The organism is Aquimarina sp. TRL1, assembly GCF_013365535.1.
Lineage (GTDB): Bacteria > Bacteroidota > Bacteroidia > Flavobacteriales > Flavobacteriaceae > Aquimarina > Aquimarina hainanensis.
Window position 1 is genome coordinate 3,943,774 of record NZ_CP053590.1, and the last position, 16,452, is coordinate 3,960,225.

14 protein-coding genes are annotated in these 16,452 nt (G+C 33.8%); all 14 read right to left on the bottom strand.

Features of this window, described 5'->3' with window-relative positions:
* Nucleotides 1–101: 101 nt before the first annotated feature.
* The 14 genes from HN014_RS16150 to HN014_RS16215 all read right to left on the bottom strand — a co-directional run bounded on the left by HN014_RS16150 (nucleotide 102) and on the right by HN014_RS16215 (nucleotide 16,440).
* On the bottom strand, nucleotides 102–2,972 hold the full coding sequence (locus HN014_RS16150; protein WP_176029886.1) for an esterase-like activity of phytase family protein: 2,871 nt from the start codon (nucleotides 2,970–2,972) through the stop codon (nucleotides 102–104).
* Nucleotides 2,973–3,130: 158 nt separating this feature from the next.
* Complete coding sequence (locus HN014_RS16155) at nucleotides 3,131–3,970, bottom strand: crotonase/enoyl-CoA hydratase family protein (protein ID WP_176029887.1); 840 nt, start codon at nucleotides 3,968–3,970, stop codon at nucleotides 3,131–3,133.
* Between the two features lie 38 nt (nucleotides 3,971–4,008).
* Complete coding sequence (locus HN014_RS16160; protein ID WP_217704339.1) at nucleotides 4,009–5,100, bottom strand: alpha/beta hydrolase; 1,092 nt, start codon at nucleotides 5,098–5,100, stop codon at nucleotides 4,009–4,011.
* A 63-nt stretch (nucleotides 5,101–5,163) separates the two neighbouring features.
* Nucleotides 5,164–6,261, bottom strand: coding sequence for a heparan-alpha-glucosaminide N-acetyltransferase domain-containing protein (locus HN014_RS16165; protein ID WP_176029888.1), 1,098 nt, complete (start codon nucleotides 6,259–6,261; stop codon nucleotides 5,164–5,166).
* 23 nt (nucleotides 6,262–6,284) lie between these two features.
* The gene (locus tag HN014_RS16170; RefSeq protein WP_176029889.1) at nucleotides 6,285–7,259 is read right to left on the bottom strand and encodes a sterol desaturase family protein; all 975 of its coding nucleotides are present in this window, start codon (nucleotides 7,257–7,259) and stop codon (nucleotides 6,285–6,287) included.
* A 219-nt stretch (nucleotides 7,260–7,478) separates the two neighbouring features.
* Entirely contained in the window at nucleotides 7,479–8,099 is a 621-nt protein-coding gene (locus tag HN014_RS16175) for a GNAT family N-acetyltransferase (protein ID WP_176029890.1), read from the bottom strand.
* A gap of 385 nt (nucleotides 8,100–8,484) precedes the next feature.
* A complete protein-coding gene (locus tag HN014_RS16180; RefSeq protein ID WP_176029891.1) occupies nucleotides 8,485–9,147 on the bottom strand; it encodes an alpha/beta hydrolase in 663 nt (220 codons plus the stop codon).
* A gap of 12 nt (nucleotides 9,148–9,159) precedes the next feature.
* Nucleotides 9,160–9,756 (bottom strand): hypothetical protein, encoded by a 597-nt coding sequence (locus HN014_RS16185; protein ID WP_254884023.1) that lies wholly within the window; start codon nucleotides 9,754–9,756, stop codon nucleotides 9,160–9,162.
* Nucleotides 9,757–9,972: 216 nt separating this feature from the next.
* Nucleotides 9,973–10,302, bottom strand: a complete 330-nt coding sequence (locus HN014_RS16190; protein ID WP_176029892.1) for a hypothetical protein — start codon at nucleotides 10,300–10,302, stop codon at nucleotides 9,973–9,975.
* A 21-nt stretch (nucleotides 10,303–10,323) separates the two neighbouring features.
* A complete protein-coding gene (locus tag HN014_RS16195; protein ID WP_176029893.1) occupies nucleotides 10,324–11,577 on the bottom strand; it encodes a dihydroorotase family protein in 1,254 nt (417 codons plus the stop codon).
* Entirely contained in the window at nucleotides 11,574–13,499 is a 1,926-nt protein-coding gene (locus HN014_RS16200) for a BatA and WFA domain-containing protein (RefSeq protein WP_176029894.1), read from the bottom strand. The genes HN014_RS16195 and HN014_RS16200 overlap by 4 nt, the downstream gene beginning before the upstream one ends.
* Nucleotides 13,500–13,733: 234 nt before the next feature.
* Nucleotides 13,734–15,050: a short-chain dehydrogenase gene (locus HN014_RS16205; RefSeq protein ID WP_176029895.1), complete on the bottom strand. Its 1,317-nt coding sequence runs from the start codon at nucleotides 15,048–15,050 to the stop codon at nucleotides 13,734–13,736.
* Nucleotides 15,051–15,301: 251 nt separating this feature from the next.
* Nucleotides 15,302–15,745 (bottom strand): GNAT family N-acetyltransferase, encoded by a 444-nt coding sequence (locus HN014_RS16210; protein ID WP_176029896.1) that lies wholly within the window; start codon nucleotides 15,743–15,745, stop codon nucleotides 15,302–15,304.
* Nucleotides 15,746–15,768: 23 nt separating this feature from the next.
* Nucleotides 15,769–16,440, bottom strand: coding sequence for a class I SAM-dependent methyltransferase (locus HN014_RS16215; protein WP_254884024.1), 672 nt, complete (start codon nucleotides 16,438–16,440; stop codon nucleotides 15,769–15,771).
* Nucleotides 16,441–16,452: the final 12 nt, after the last annotated feature.

Consider the following 16,452-nt stretch of genomic DNA (forward strand, 5'->3'; position numbering starts at 1 on the left):
AAAACATAAAAATGATATCAATAAGACCCTGTCATGAAATTGAAGTGTATCAATGTTAAGACAGGGTCTTTTCTGATCATCAATTAACACAATTATTGTTGTTATTTTTTGATTATTTTTCTTTTGATAAATTCTCCATTGATTTCAATTACTGCAATGTATACTCCGCTTGCTACCTGCAGACCATTATCACTTATACCATTCCAGCTATATGAAAAAGGAAGGGATAAGTCATTTTTTTGAGTATATGATGTAATTTGTTTTCCGTATAAATCGTAAATATTGATAGTAATTGTCGTATGATCTTGTGTTAATGTGTTCTCTGGGATAGAAAATGTTACTTCTCTATCAAAAGTAGTGGGGAATACTTTTAGGTGATCGTTTACCCGAGGGGCATTCTTCTTTTCCCAGGACATACCTAATGGAGTATCTAGCCAGACTAAGATAAATTCATTATCGTCTGGTAGTTTTGTCCCTGCATGTCTACCTACGCTAAAAGGATAGTTGTTGTCATTGACCACACCGATTAAAAATGGGTTAAAAACAATTACACTCTCGATAGTAACAAAAGGAAAAGCAAAGGCACGACCGATACCAATGTCTCCTTCTGATCCTGGTTCGGAAATTCTTCTGATATCTTTGATCTTAAGAAGATTGATTGTTTTTTTCTTTTTTATTTTTTCCTGCTTTGGATTTAATTGTATTTCATAAATTGCTTTAAACCCTTTTAAATCTCCCTGAGTACCATCACGTTCTATAATAACTCCTCGTTTTTTAGAGAACATAATAAACTCTCCAATTGCAGTAGCTTTCTGGTGTAGCGGGTAAATGTATTTTTTCCCCGTATACGAAGCTGAATTAATATCAAACTCATGGATAAGAAGGTGATTTTTCTCTTCTCCTTCTAATGGCTTTTCTAATAAGGGCAATAATTTTCTTTTGTCTTTGGATAATGCCATTCCTTCAAAACCGCCACTTTTTTTCACTTTAAAGGGAGTAGTTAACTTTGTACTTCTATAAGGCCAATACATTCCTGCTAACCAAGGAGTATTTTCACCATTTTGATCTTGTAGGTTGGTTCCATCACCAGCATTTTCTACTTTAGGGAAATCTCCTAACAGACAGACTGTTCTTATGGATGGATAGTGTTTATGTGTGTATAATAATGTACGAAAATCAAAACTTTGAATATCAGCGCGTTCTTCCATCTTATTCGTCTGGATAACTTCTGCAATAGCTTTTGTAAAAGAGGCAAAATCTACTGTTCTTAATGAAAAGACATCACCTCTTTCATCACGATCTGTTCTTGGATTTATTTTGGTTTCTATATTAAAACGAACCTTAGCAGCATTTTTCCATCTTTTTTGAGCCTCAGGATGTGTTTTTCCTGCACCGTCTTTATAGTAAGCTACATAGTATGTTACAAAATCGAATACTTGCTGCAGTGAAGGAATGATGTATGGATGTATAAAATTTTGTTGGTTTGCATATGCTACGGATACAGGAGATAGAGAGAGTTCATTGGTTTGATGAGGTCTGCCGGATAAAAGTTTATCTGCTATAAAAGTAGTTTGTATACTGGCTAATGTCATGTCCTTAACCAGTACCTCGTCTTTATATTCGTAAGAAGCCCCGTCTACTTTTCTGGTTTTGGCAGCTTCTATATGTGGATCGTGATCAAGAACAGGGATTCCATCTTTAGTTATACCACAATCAGTTTCCAGTGTAGGCATTAAAAAATCCAAGGCAGCTTCCATAGAAGGGAGTGTGTTCTCTGGACGTAGATTTCTGGCTCCTCGATGCCCCTGCGCATCAAATTTATTGATGTCAATTAATCCATCCTTATCAATGTAGTCAGGAGTTCCATCTTTATTTTTGTCAAAGTTTTGAATTGCAGTCAGTAATAAGTCAGGACGATCACTGATAATGCCATTAATACCAGTATCTAACAATTGATTGATATGTATGCTATCATTAACCGTATATACTACGATGGGATGTCCTGATTTTTGCAGTGATTCTACATTAAAAAGCTCGCTAGAAGCAGGGGATAACCCCGAAGGAGGTGTTTTTCTCGAAGAAACATATGTCGCTTTATTTTCGTCATCAAGCATTACATACCATGGTGACATAACCGGAGCTTTAGCCCCATTCTGAAATGCATGTGCTCTCATAGCATTCATGATACGGATAGCACTGGATTCTTCACTAAATGGATTTTGGGGAGAACGAAGCTCTTTTCCAGGAATGTCATAATCGGGAAGCGTATAAGGAGCTTCTAGTAAAATACCGTTACGATCAAAATGAAGTAAAAAAGGACCAAATTCATCTCCAATCCACAGATCTCCATTAGGAGTTTGTTGGATTGATTCGATATCAAAATCAGCTCCAGTTAATATCCTATCGGAAGAAAACTCATTTGTAATCGCGAAAGGAATTAAACGATTAGGATCTTTTAATTCGATGTGATTTATTATTTCGATGGTTCCTTTTCCAAGTCCAAAGATGGATTTAAAATTAGGACGAATTGTATAGATCCTCAGATGGTAATCTGCAGAATTTTCAATGGTTCCGAAACCGTTATCAGACATAGCCAAAAAAGTTCCGTCATGATTGTTTAATACAGCAGAAAATCCCTGAATAGGTTGTTTGTTAGGGAAAGGAATTATTTGATCATTGATAGGAGCAGTACCAATGTAATTTCCGGAGGTCGGCCCATTAGAAAAACTAGCAGCAGGTAATACGGCTCTTGCTACAAGAATGTCACCAAAGTTGTAGAAAGATTTACCGGTTCCTTTTGGATATATTTTTTTGTACAAAGAGGATGTGGGAGATGTATTCTCCATCAGTAAGGAAACCCCTTTTTGAGTAACTGTACGTTCTTGTGCGTTGATAGCGTCTGGCAGATATAACAAGGTTAAACACCATACTACTAACATTATTTTAGACTTAGGGTAATAAGAGCGGTTCATGTGTGATAAGCTTTAAGTTTATGACATAAAGATATTATGAGAACCGCTTTTTCTTGTTTGCTTTTTATAAATAAAAGATTACGATATGGTTATGAATTTCTGCTTTTAAAAAATGAAGAAAATGTTTTTTAAGTTGCCAGAATATTGGAATTACCAAACTAGGGAGTTGCATTCAGAGAAACTCCAGCTTTTCTGGATTGTGCATTGCCAAAAGCTTCTATTTTTCTAAGATCAAATGCTCCGATTTTTAAACAAGCGTCTACCCATAAATCGGTAATTTCTATGAGCTCTTCTTTAGAAACAGGGTTCATTTTCTTTAGACATTTGATATGGTGATATTCAAAATTAAAGGCAGATTTAGTTTTATTTATAAAATCGTACAATGCCATCATTGTTTGTCCTTTTTGCTCTACTTTATGAATGAGTCCCTTTTTATATAATTCTTTTGCACTGTATAATTCTCCATTTTTCAGGATGGTTTGTGCATCCAGAAAGTTTGCTTTTCTGGGAAGAAAGCTATAGGCTCCCATTCCTGGGAAGAGATTAAATTTTTGTTCAGGAAAGCAGAATTTGGCATGTTCTTCTGCCAAAATAAAATCATGAGCAAGGGCACACTCAAACCCGCCTCCATAAGCATTTCCCTCTACTAAAGCTATGGAGATAGCAGGCAAGCCAAAGGCAGTATAGATTGCATAAATGGCATCTACACATAAGTGTGCATATCGTGTTAATGCCTCTTTATCTTTTGTTTTGATATGCTTTAAAAAATAAGGAAGGTCTCCTCCCATGTTATAGATTCCTTCGTGTTCTGAGGCAGATACAACGAATTTTACAGGGCGGTCAGGATGTGAGAAATAAGATTGTATCCATTGGATGCAATCTTTAAACTCTTTTAATCCGTGATAGCAAAAATTGGGCATTCCTGTATTTTTAATCTTCCAGAGTAGAAGTTCATGTTCTCTGTAGTAATCTATGGTTACACAATTGAATGTTTTCATATTAGTATCTTTTTTTTGATTACCATTTTGAAGCCTTTTTAGTCATTACTGCCTTTATGTACAGAACAAAATGGTTGTTGGGAGAGGGGTTTTTTCTTATTATAAAAAAATAGTAAAGCAGCTGTAGCTTGCTCTATTGCTTTTTTAGAAGGTGCTGTATTCGCTAATCGGTTTAGAATTACAAAATCATGTATCGTACCACGATATCGGGTGGAAATTACAGGAACTCCTGCTTTTCTTAATTTATTAGCGTAGGCTTCTCCTTCATCTCTTAATACATCGTATTCTGCTGTGATAATTAGTGCAGGAGGTAATTGAGATAGTTTCCTTCTTTTCGTTCTCAGGGGAGCAACCGTATGTTTTTTTCGTAGTTTTTTATCAGGAGCATAGGAGGATAAAAACCATTCCATTGCTGATTTTGTCAGATAATGCTTTTCTGCAAACCTCTTATAGGATACAGTGTTCATTCGGGTATCAGTGACAGGATAGAACAATAATTGAAAATCAATTTTTGGTCCTTTTCTTTCTTTAGACAACAGGGATATAACAGTAGCCATATTTCCCCCGGCACTATCGCCTCCGATTGCGATTCTTTGGGAGTCTAGCCCAAAGGAATCCCCATGTTCTTTTATCCATTCCAGTGCGGCATAGCCCTCTTCTAATGCTGTAGGGTATATCGCTTCGGGAGCTAGTGAATAATGAACAAATACAACCGCAGTATTTGCTTTTTCTGAGATTGTTTTTATAAACCTTTCGTGTGTTTCTAATCCACCAAGAATCCATCCTCCTCCATGAAAATAGAGGAGAACGGGAAGAGGTTTTATAGTAGTTTTGGGGGTTACTATTGTAATATCTACCTTTTGATCAGAAGGCATAGTTATTTGATGATGGGTCATAGAACAATTCGAGTGTTCAGTTTCACCAGCCTGTAAGTTGATATAACTTTGCCGGGCTTTGGATACGGGAAAAGTCTCAATAGGAGGTCCTGTATATGAGTTTATAGTTTCCAGGAAAGCTTTTACGTCTTTGTCTAAATCTATATTGTTTAGAACGTTATGTTTTTCTTGTCCCGTGCAAAATGAGATATATGAAAAACATATGAATTTAATTATTAGTACTGAATATTTCATATGTAGTAGTAGAAAGAAGTAGTAGTTATATAAGTAATAGTTGTAGTAGTAGTACTTCTTTTACTAACTTAGAGAATTTTGCATCCGATGCTTTTTTTGATTTTTTAGATATTTCATTCCGATTTTTTTTAAGTATAAAATTGAAAAAGTAGTAAGAGTGACTAAAACGATTATCATCAGAATAGTGTATTCGTTTTTAATAGAAACTCCAAAAAGAGCAATTCCCCAATAGATAAGAATCCACTGGATGATATAAAATACGGTGACATTTCTACTGGCAAAATATAGCAACTCGAAGAACTTATTGTGTTTACAAAATTTGACAATAATATGTCCTGTCCAAACCACCAATAAATTAATCCCTATGAGTAATACAAATCCTCCAGGCCCCAGATGGTAGTAGTCTCCAAAATGGTATTCGTAATTATACGAGCATAAACCAATTCCTGCGGCGACAAATAAAAGCCCTATACGCCACATCCAGGTGTACATTTTTACAGCGTCCTGATTGAGTTCTTTATACCATTTTCCAAAAAATAAGCCTATAAGGATGAAGGATACCCATGGAAATACAGGGAAATATATATTGAATTTGTTTCCCCAAAATAAATCACAGAGGTAATCTAATACGGGATGTCCGACTCTGTAACCACTTAGTTCTTTGGAGACAGATACGATAAGTAAGACAAAAAATAATATTACATATTTGTTTTTTGAAATTTTATTGATAACAGCCATTAGTAAGAGAGAAAGTCCCGCTAATTGCAGAATATCCCCTAAGAGGAAAAAGTATACATAGTTATAGGGGTCTCCCAGAGTTAATCTGTTTCTAAGCACGAAAGAGTCCGGGATGATACCTATAGAAAGAGGAATAACAAATCGTATGATATTTAATGAATAGGCGAGCGCCAAGATACTAAGACCTCTCTTGATAGCGGTAGAAAAAGAATTTCTGGAAGAAAAGGCAAATGAAATTCCCATTACGACCAGGAATATAGGAGTCCCTTTTTCCATAACTCTAATAATTTGACCTATAAAAGAGCCCCAGGCTTCAGAACTTCCATAGATTAGCATGCAATGAACCGGTATAATGGCAAGCACACTAAACCCTCGTACAAAGTCTATGGCTAGTATTCGATTCTTCTTTTTTTGTGGATTCATTTTTGAGTTGTTTTTTTGAAGTTTTAGTTAGTGTTATTTTCTAGCGTTTTAGGTGTAGTATCAGAGAGAAGTATTTGAGTAGCTTCTTTTTGTTTTACGTCTGATTCCCAGGCGTCATTTCTATATTTACTAGCTTTTTTTCCACCATCAATATGATTCCAGCCTGGATACATAACAATATATTTTAGTTTATCAATAAACCGGGGAGCACTTTTGATATCTCTCCAGAGGTCTTTCCATAAAATAAACTGTACATCCCATAAGTTCTCACTGTTTATTTTATCATGAACAATCCCATATTCAGGAACTTCGTCTTCAAGTTGTGTTTGAAAAGTTCCAAATATGCGATCCCAGAAAGAAAAAGTTTCTCCGTAATTGGTGTCTAAATACTTGTGATTTTTTGCATGATGTACTCTGTGTACAGAGGGGGTAATAAATATTTTTTCCAACCAAGGTTGTTTCCCTACGAACTTTTCGTGAATATGTTCATATAATCCGTAAATTCGAGCGATTGATTCTACAATAAAAACCATAAAGGGATCAAAACCCAGGAGTGGAATAAAAATAATTGTAAGTGGTCCTTGAATAAAACCAATAAAAGATCCTCTGATGGCAGCAGTTAATTTCATTTCTTCTACAGTATGATGTACCCCATGAATGCACCAGAAGAATCGTACTTTATGCCCTAGTACATGAATACTATAGAACATAAAATCATATAATAGATATGCTAAACCCCAGATATACCATTCTGTTCCTAATGTAAACAGGCGATATTGGTACATCCACATCATTCCACCCAGAATAACAATTTTACCCAAAAGGGTGTAGGGAATTATCTCTAGTAAATAAGATAGGATATTCACAAAACCTTCTTTATTACTTTTTATATCTTTTGAGAATAAAAGAATGATCCATTCAAGAACTATTAAGCTAATTGAAACTATAAAAAACAGACTTCTGGATTCCCCGAAAAATGATTGTATTGCTTGGTTCATAATTTTTTTTGATTAATAGATATGATTGATGTATCATACGACACAATACGCCAAATAGGATCGTATGCTGATTAATCTGAAATCTATTAATCAAGAGGTTTTATATTTTTCTTGAATTGTAGTAGGGGGAGGTTTGTAAGAGCATTAGGTTTTAATTTTGTTTTAGAGATTGTAGAAATGGAATAATATCAATTTCTAGTTGATTTTAAATTGTATTTATCATTGTTTATGTATGGATAATTTGTGTGTTTTCTGTTGTTGATATCTGTTTTTATCTAAGAATGCTAGTTGAGCAGTTTTATGAGGTAATTCTACCGTTTTATCGGTTACAAAACCAATGCGCTCGCAAAGCGTAAACATTTTTTTATTGCGTATATCCGGTTCTACAAGAATTCGGTCTATAGTAGTGTTGGTAAATACAAAATCCATAATGGTTTGAAATAAATGAAGTGTAAACCCTGGGATTTTATTTTGTACCGGAGGAGCAACTATAATATGAACTCCACAATCGCTGTTTTTTGCATCATAATAATTACTGATGATGTCTTTTGATGGAGTATAACGCTCTAAGAAGAAAGCTGGTTGATCATTGTGATATCCTGTAAAAATATCATAGTGATCAGGTTTGAGCAGCTCGATGTATTCCTTTTTTACTTCTTCTAAAGAAGAACCTTGCATTCCCCAAAAAAAAGCATATGGTTCATTCACCCATGTATGTAAAATCGAAGCATCCCTTTTGATATCAAAATGCTTTAAAGATACATGGCCGAAATTTTCTATAAATATGGAGTACACTGTACTTTCATTACTTTTATTTGGTAATTGAGTTCGTTGTATCATGTATGTTTAAGAGCCGTATTTTCGCTTTTAATATTTCTTAAACACCTTATTAATAATTTGGTTTTTCTATTAAATGAGGTATTACGTTTGTTATTTTACTGTTTTTATTTAATCTAAATAATGTTATACAAAAATAGAAGGCACTTAAATAATAAAATGACGATAAGGGGAATAAAAAAGACGTTAAAACTATCTAATTCGTTCAAGAATATTTTTTTCAAAATATTCTTGTAAACTAAGAAGGAAGAAAGAGTCTTATACGAAGTGTTTTATCGTATTAATGGGACTGTTTTGTTGCTATAGCCTGTCAAGGAATAAGGAATAGGAAGGTATAGGGGGGAGAATTACATGCTGACAGTATAGTCAGCATGTAAAGTGTATGTAATTATATGTGATTTTGCAACCACTCTTTGAATTGATAAAAGTTTTGAGGATGAACCCCATGACCTACAGGAAACTCTTGTAATGTTGTTTTGACTCCAAGTGTATCGAAGAATGCTGGTGCCTTTCTGGCCCAGTCTATTGGGATAACAGGATCTACACTTCCGTGAGAGCAATAGATATTGAGTTTAGAAAAATCATTCTTAGAATAGTTTTCATGAAGAATAGCTTCATTCAGATAACCGCTTAATGCGATAACATTTTTAATTTTTTCGGGATATGATAAGGCTACGGCATAGCTTAGAATAGTCCCTTGGCTAAACCCGAGAATGGATACATTAGAAGCATCCAAATGGTAGGCTTCTATTGCTTCGTCAATGAATGTTGCTATTTTATCTCTGGATTCGATTGCTTGTTCATCATCACTGAATTTTCCGTTATCAGCATCGAAATAGATAGCATACCAGGCGTTTCCGCTTGGTTGCATCGGATACGGAGCACGAACAGAGATAATACAGAGTTCATCCGGTAATTCTGAAGCAAAGGAAAAAAGATCATTTTCATCACTTCCGTATCCATGAAACATAAATAATACCGGAGTTTTTTCTTTTTGTACTGTAGGGGTTTTTATAATATGATGAAGGGATAATGCTTTTGTAGTTTGCATGTGTACTTTATTTTATAATTGTATATGTATATGGTCGTCATGTCTTACTGCTTGACAGCCATGAAATCGTATTTTAGTGTTACTGATTCTTAAACGTTGTTTTAGATGAGGTTCTATAAAAATTTTTCGAACCATTGGCTGATTAGAAAGTAACAAAAGTAAATCTTTTGTAGCTTTCTCTGACAGTATTAATTTTCTATTCCAGTTTCCTAAACTAAAAAAACGAGTAATGTCGTATTGCCAGTATCCTTTTTTTTTGCAATACTCAGTTTGATTGTTGTTATTAGGAGGAGGAATAAAAACCCCATAACCGGTAATCCCGGGTTTTTTATTTGTTAGTTTTTCATTAGTTGTTTTATATATAAAAGAAAGATCAATTTTTTTTCCATCATTATGACTTAGATGTGGAAACAAGGGGTATCCATCTATAAAAGGAAAATTGGCATCCAGATATACCAACTTAATAGAAGGATACTTATATGATAACTGTTTTGCTACTGTAGTTAATACTTTATATGTATCTGGAGTGACATAATCTCTATTACATATTTTAGTTAGCAATGTATGTGCAGTTATAGAAGGGGTGTCTTTTATTTTTATTCGACCCAATAGAGGAGCTGTATTAGGAATAATAAAAAAAGTAGTCAAGCTGTAAACCAGAACAAATACGAGTATTTTTTTTAGCCGATAGAAAGGAGTTTTTCTAGTAATAACAAGTTCCGTAATCAGATATAATATTCCTCCTAGCTGCGTTAGTATAGTAAGAAATATTACTAAAAAACATTTGGAAAGTATTTTGAATAACGAGATCAAAATACTGAGATTTTATCGGATAAAAGTAAACCACTCCTGAAAATATTTTCCCAGAATTGGGACTTCTTTTTGTTCTTCCTTTATTGCGGTAACTAAACCGTAAATGATAAGAATAATAACTCCAATATACAGTGGCGTATCGATAATCCAGTTATTAAAAATATTAGCAATCGCCCCGACAATATAAAATGTAACCCATAACCCAAATCCTTGTCTGATATGAAAACTGGCAAATTCATTTTTATCATCATGATTCATGAAAAAAGCAATAATGGTTCCGATGACAGACAGGTAGGCAACGATAGCTGCTGTTTTTCCTTGTTTGGCATAATCTGATTGCATACGTTGTATTGATTTTATGATTTATTTTTCTAAAAGTATTCCATTCGCAATAATCCCATATACATGTCCTTTAGTGTCCTTATTTATAAAGGCACTATTTTTAGAACTGGATAAAATTGCTTCTTCAGAGAATGTTTGAGTTCCTTCTGGGTTAAATAATGATATATCAGCAATAGCGCCCTCTTCGATAGGAGTGTTGGGAATTCCGAATATTTTCTTCCCCTGCGTTAGTACGTCTATTGTTTTTGAGGTTCCCAAATAATTATTGAGTACTCCGAAAGCACTCTCTAGCCCAATACTTCCATATTTAGCATTGTCGAATTCTACTTTTTTATGTTCAATATCCATAGGGATATGATCAGAGGTAAGCATATCAATGGTTCCATCATTAATTCCTTCTAAAATGGCATCCAGATCTGTTTGCGTTCTTAAAGGAGGGTGTAGCTTAAAAGAAGTATCGAATTCTTTTAGCTCCTCATCTGTTAACACTGTATTGTGGATCGCTACACTACAGCTTACATGTAATCCTTTTTCTTTAGCATCTCTTATCAGGGCTACGGATTTAGCGGTAGAAATTGTTGGAATATGTAATTTACCTCCTGTATATTGTAATAGAAATAGATCTCTGGATACTTGTAATTCTTCAGCGAGGGCAGGAATTCCTTTTAATCCTAATAACGTAGCTTGTTCTTCTTCATTTACCATACCTTTTCCGGCAATATCATTGTCTTGTGGATAAGATAACACCAGCCCGTCAAAGTTTTGTGCATATTGCAGGGCAAGTTTCATCAGATTAGGATTAGGAGTTGATTTTTTAAAATCACCAAAAGCAATTGCTCCCCCTTTTTTCATATCGTACAATTCTGCCAGATCTATTCCCTTAGATCCGATAGTTAGTGCTCCAATCGGGTGTACGGTTACCGGGTGCCCCAATGCTTTGTTTTTTACAAATCCTATTGCTGTACTGTTATCGATAATAGGATTCGTATCCGGATTAAGAGCAATAGTAGTAAAACCACTTTTTCCGGCAACATCCAGCCCTTGAGAAATAGTTTCTCTTTCTTCATACCCGGGCTCTCCAAAGCTAATACTACTATCAAACCATCCTTGTGATATATGAAGATTTTTTAAATTGATTTCTGTGGTGTCTTCTGTTTTTTCAATTAAAGAACCGATAGACCTAATGATTCCGTCTTTGATAAGAATATCTACAGTTTTATTATGAAAACTTGATTGTGGATCGATTATGGTAGCTGCCTTTAATAAAAAGTTCATTTCAGATATTTTAATAATAGTATTTCAATAATGAGGAATAACAGCGCAAAAATAATAAACCATTTCCAAAGTTCGTTGACTCTGGAGTCTTCTTTTATTTGATTAAAAAGGCTGGATACTGCATCAGAAACCTCATACTGATCGTTAGTAGTTAGTCTATAGTATTGTAAATCACTTTCTGAGGTGTCATAATTATAACTGATATGCTGTATGATATTTTCTTTGTTTTGTAGGGAATAAATTCCTGCTTTTGTCGGAATTTCATTTGTTGTAATTCTAACTTTCGTAGAAAAACTATGTTGCTGGGGAATGATATTTTCTTCTTCATTCACCAATGAGAGGATCCCATCTTGTCCTAGTTTTATAGCGACATCATAAGAATTATTTTGCCCTATAGTATATGATATATCAGATAATTGTAAACTTTGTTTTCCTATGTTATATAAAGTAGGAACGATTAGAGGAGAATTTTTGAAATTAGAATTTTCAGTGTTTATAGCAGCAGTAAAGGCATAAAAATTTCCTGATGTATAGAGAAACGGGCTTTTATCTTCATAAGCGAGGATCGTGTTGGATGCATTTGTTGTATAGAGACTGTTTACTTTTGGGTATTGAAAATTACGAACCGTATTATCAAAAACCCCATTGTATAATGAATGAGAAAAAGCAATAGTTGTGATTTGCTTTTCCTGTGTTTTTTTTGCTGTTAGTCCTGTAACCCCAAGTTGACTGGTTAATTGCTGATACGAAGGAATATTACCGTCAGTAGCAGGAATAAAACAAAGTGTGCCTCCTTGCTTATAGAACGATTGAAGTACATCAATAAGCGATACCGGGATTTGTTTTACTTCGTTCAGTATAATTAAATTGGCATCTTGTAAATTATTGTAGTTAACATCCTGTAAAAGGCTACTGATTAAGGTAAACTCATCAGGAGTATATATACTTTTTAAAAACTTATCATCACTCTCATTAATTGCTATAACCTTAATCTTTTCAGGGGTATTGATATTGAAATATCTAAAATTATCAAAGGAGATCGTTGGGTCTTCAATTAGAACACGCCCATTTATTTTTGTGTTTTCTTCTAATCTAAAGGTAACGGTGTTTTTTGCTTTTTCGGGGATAGAAACGGTTGTTTTAGCCAATAACTGCTCTTCATTGTATACCGCCACAGGAACATTATCCACTGCATTATCAGAACTACTAAGCTCTACATGAAGTTGCAACTCATTATTCGTATCGTAATTTACATATAGACTATCGATAGAAAGATTTTGATGCGTTACTGGTTGTAGTTGTACGAGGTTTGTTTGAGTATCTGTAGTGGTAGGGATTGACAAGGATTCTTCTTTTTGCTGGAAATCTGAAATCATGATTACCCGTTTGTTCGTTTTGGAATCTGTACTGAGTAATTGTTTCGCTTTTAGATAGGCTGCACTATACGGTAATTGATTAGCACTATAATCTAATTGGAGTAAATCATTCTGAATATCTTTTTTGGAGACTTTTCTATAACTTTCATTATTGGTAATAATAGAAATTTGTTCATCATCGTCTATTGCTGCTAATAATTCCTGAATGGCTCGTTGCAACAGAGGTCCTTTTTGTCCTTTAGCCTGCATACTAAATGAATTGTCGAGATAGATTGCAGTTTCAGTTTGCTTACTGCTATTTTCTTTTGCAGAAAAGTATGGCTGAGCAAAAGCAATAATAACACATGCCAAAAGCAACAAACGGGTCAAGAGAGTTAGCCACTTTTTTATTTTAGAACTCTTTCGGGTCTGGAGTGTTACTGATTGTAAGAACTGTACATTAGAAAAAGCAACTTTTTTGAATTTTCTTAATTGAAATAAATGAACGAGTATCGGAATGATAAGTGCTAAAAGTGCATATAGAAAATCAGGATGTTTGAATTGCATTTCTATGGTACGTAGGTAATAAGTTTAGTTATACATATCCTCTAAAAAAATGAGGATTTTCTTCTATTTCGTAAATATACTATAAGATTTAAACTTAATGATTTAGTATGAGAGAAATTTTCATGCGAATGGTCAATTTGAAACACAGTTATTTTCTGATCATCAGTACTTAGATGCATCGGAATTAAGATTCTTTATAAAAGAAGATTTTAGATAGATACTTATTTTAAGGGGTTATTCTTCTTTTTCGGGTAATAATTCCTTTGCCTTATCCCATAATTTACTCCCTTCATCTTTCAGTGTTTTTCCTGCATTTTCGATAGTTTCCATATTTGAGTATTTGTCGATATTTTCAATAAAATGATTAAAGGAATCGATCGTGTCAAAAACCTCGTCAGTATAAGGGATTTCATGTGCTTTCATCAGCTTTTTCCAATCCACTTTGATAAGTATCGAAATCATATATTTTGTGGCAACCTTACTGAGGAAATATTTGTCGTATACCCCATTTAGTACTTTTCCGGTCTCTCTGTTTTGCAGGTATGTTATTGATTCATTCATAGATGCTCTTTCGGTATTTGATAGCAGGGGACTGGTTTTTAGTTTTTTTATGGCAATAATTGCTTTTTCGGGTTCTTCATTTTTTAGGTACAAAAACGTTTCTATTGCCCAGACAATTTCATTGTCTAATCCTATTTCTTTTGCATCTGAAATAAAACTTTCAAAATCCTTAAGGGCTCTTTTTTCATCAATTTCGCGATCCATCATTAATCGATCGAAACCTCTGAACAAATGATTAATCGCATGAAATGCAATGTGCGTTTTTTTATTATCCAGCTTTCCCCACTGAAAAATTGTTCTGGTAAAAGCCAGGTCTATTGTAGGGTGTTTTTCCAGCCATTCGATATTTTTAGAAATTTCATCTTCTGATAAATAAAATAATTTTTTCTCAAAGAAGAGAAATCCTCTGAAGAATTGTAATAGTGCTTTGATTTCTCCATCAGGGAGACGTTCTGGATGCGTTTTTGCACTTTCATATAATGAAATTTCTTTTCCCAGATCACGGCTGGCAATGACAATAATGCTTAATAAAGCATGTTCCATGTTTTGAATAAATTCTTTATCATTTTTTTCGGCAATCGGATGTTGTACCAAGATGGAGTCCCCACTAATTTTATGGAATACTTCTAAGAGGGTAGGAAAAGAATCTTCATCTGTTTTTTTTATAAATTTTTTAATAGAATTATAATCTTTATAGAGGTTTATATAATCCATTAGAGACCATTCTTCAGGAGATTTAGCCTGTTCTGAGAGAAAAGTATTCGATACTTTGTCTAATGTTTTTTTGAATTTTTGATATTCCTGATTTTTATGATTTTCGGCACCAGCGGATCGAATACATATTTTTCCAAACTTATAGAGGAGTACTTTATCGGAGTCTAATTGCGATTCCAAGGCTAATTTATCTTGTTCTAAGAGGGCTTTATCCGATTTTTCATTAAAACAACTACAAAAAAGAAAGGAAATGATAAGTAAAAATTGAATTCTCATAGGGTCTAAGTTACAAGTGCATCAGATAGATCTTCTACATTTTAATAAAAAACAGATTGGCTATCTATAGATCATTCACAAGAGACCTGAATATATGAACGTTCTATAAAAAGACAATACAGGATTGTAGCTGACAAATATCAACTAAAAAACGAATTTATGTCATTCTTAAAACTAAAAGTCCTGTTAAATATAGAGACAAAATATATGACAAACAGCTTCAGGAATTTCGAGAAACTGTTTGTCTTACGTTATTCTTGAACAAGAAGTAGTACTTTTTGATCATATGTCTTATTACACCATTGATGCTTATCTAGAATACTCTGGGGAACATCGCGTTGTGTTTTATGATCGTATAGTATAAAATTACATTGTTTATAAAAGGGAAATAGATGTTTAAAAGGAAGGCACCATATTTTTTGTCCTTTGCTTTTTTCCTGGAGAAGCCGCAAGACAATTTTTTTTGCAATTCCTAGTCCTCTATATTTTTTAGCAACAAAAATTCCTCCTAGTTCTTTATGTATGTTATTAATGAATACCAGGCGTCCGACTCCACATTTTTGTTGATCAGTTTCTGCGATAACAATAAATTCATTTGAAAAATCAGAATGTGTAAACCCAATGCTGGAATAGGTGTTATTTACCCATTGCATATCATCAAGTGTCGCATTTTTTATTCTGATGGAAACATTCATGTAGAATCAAACTAAAATACTGGTTATTTAATCAGAGAAACAACAGAAAAGAAGCGTTCAACAGCTGTTCCTGTTTTGCTGGTAATTGTTTCTGTAAACGTAGTTTTTTTTTCTATTTTAAAAGGAGATTTTCTAATTAGTTCTACTATTTTTTCATCATCATATAAGGTGAAACCGTATTTTGTAAAAGGTAATTTTTCCATAAAATCTTTATGAGCATAAGTGATATTTACTCGACCATTCCCTTTTAATACCCGATATAGTTCATTAAGGAAAGTAGTAGGGTTTCTCCAAAAGTAAATTGTGTTGACGGTCATTATTTTATCAAAATAATGATCCTGAAATGGAATCTGTTCTCCATTGTAAAGTGTGAAAGTAGCCCCATTCTCTTTTATAAAAAATTGATTAATGTGGATGGCTTCTTCCCTCATTAACTCAGAAATTTCAAGACCATTATATTTGATTGTCTGTTTGATATCAAACAATCTGGATAGATGCTCACAATTTCCGTGACCAATTTCTAAAATGATGTCATAGTCTGCTATTTTTAAAGCATTAGCGGTCTGAAGGGTCATACTGATATTCGTCTCATTCATAAGATTGGCGATATCAATCCCTTTTTTGCCATTAGGGCAGCTAAGTTGTTCGGCAAGTTCTTTAATTTCTGTTTCTGACAGTTCTTGTACTGTTTTCATGGGCATGGATGA

Excerpts from the sequence above, each read along its gene's own strand:
- HN014_RS16210 (WP_176029896.1), bottom strand. The coding sequence starts at position 15,745 with ATGAATGTTTCCATCAGAATAAAAAATGCGACACTTGATGATATGCAA.
- HN014_RS16200 (WP_176029894.1), bottom strand. The coding sequence starts at position 13,499 with ATGCAATTCAAACATCCTGATTTTCTATATGCACTTTTAGCACTTATC.
- HN014_RS16190 (WP_176029892.1), bottom strand. The coding sequence starts at position 10,302 with ATGCAATCAGATTATGCCAAACAAGGAAAAACAGCAGCTATCGTTGCC.
- HN014_RS16180 (WP_176029891.1), bottom strand. The coding sequence starts at position 9,147 with ATGCAAACTACAAAAGCATTATCCCTTCATCATATTATAAAAACCCCT.
- HN014_RS16170 (WP_176029889.1), bottom strand. The coding sequence starts at position 7,259 with ATGAACCAAGCAATACAATCATTTTTCGGGGAATCCAGAAGTCTGTTT.
- HN014_RS16160 (WP_217704339.1), bottom strand. The coding sequence starts at position 5,100 with ATGAAATATTCAGTACTAATAATTAAATTCATATGTTTTTCATATATC.
- HN014_RS16195 (WP_176029893.1), bottom strand. The coding sequence starts at position 11,577 with ATGAACTTTTTATTAAAGGCAGCTACCATAATCGATCCACAATCAAGT.
- HN014_RS16205 (WP_176029895.1), bottom strand. The coding sequence starts at position 15,050 with ATGAGAATTCAATTTTTACTTATCATTTCCTTTCTTTTTTGTAGTTGT.
- HN014_RS16155 (WP_176029887.1), bottom strand. The coding sequence starts at position 3,970 with ATGAAAACATTCAATTGTGTAACCATAGATTACTACAGAGAACATGAA.
- HN014_RS16175 (WP_176029890.1), bottom strand. The coding sequence starts at position 8,099 with ATGATACAACGAACTCAATTACCAAATAAAAGTAATGAAAGTACAGTG.
- HN014_RS16150 (WP_176029886.1), bottom strand. The coding sequence starts at position 2,972 with ATGAACCGCTCTTATTACCCTAAGTCTAAAATAATGTTAGTAGTATGG.
- HN014_RS16215 (WP_254884024.1), bottom strand. The coding sequence starts at position 16,440 with ATGAAAACAGTACAAGAACTGTCAGAAACAGAAATTAAAGAACTTGCC.
- HN014_RS16165 (WP_176029888.1), bottom strand. The coding sequence starts at position 6,261 with ATGAATCCACAAAAAAAGAAGAATCGAATACTAGCCATAGACTTTGTA.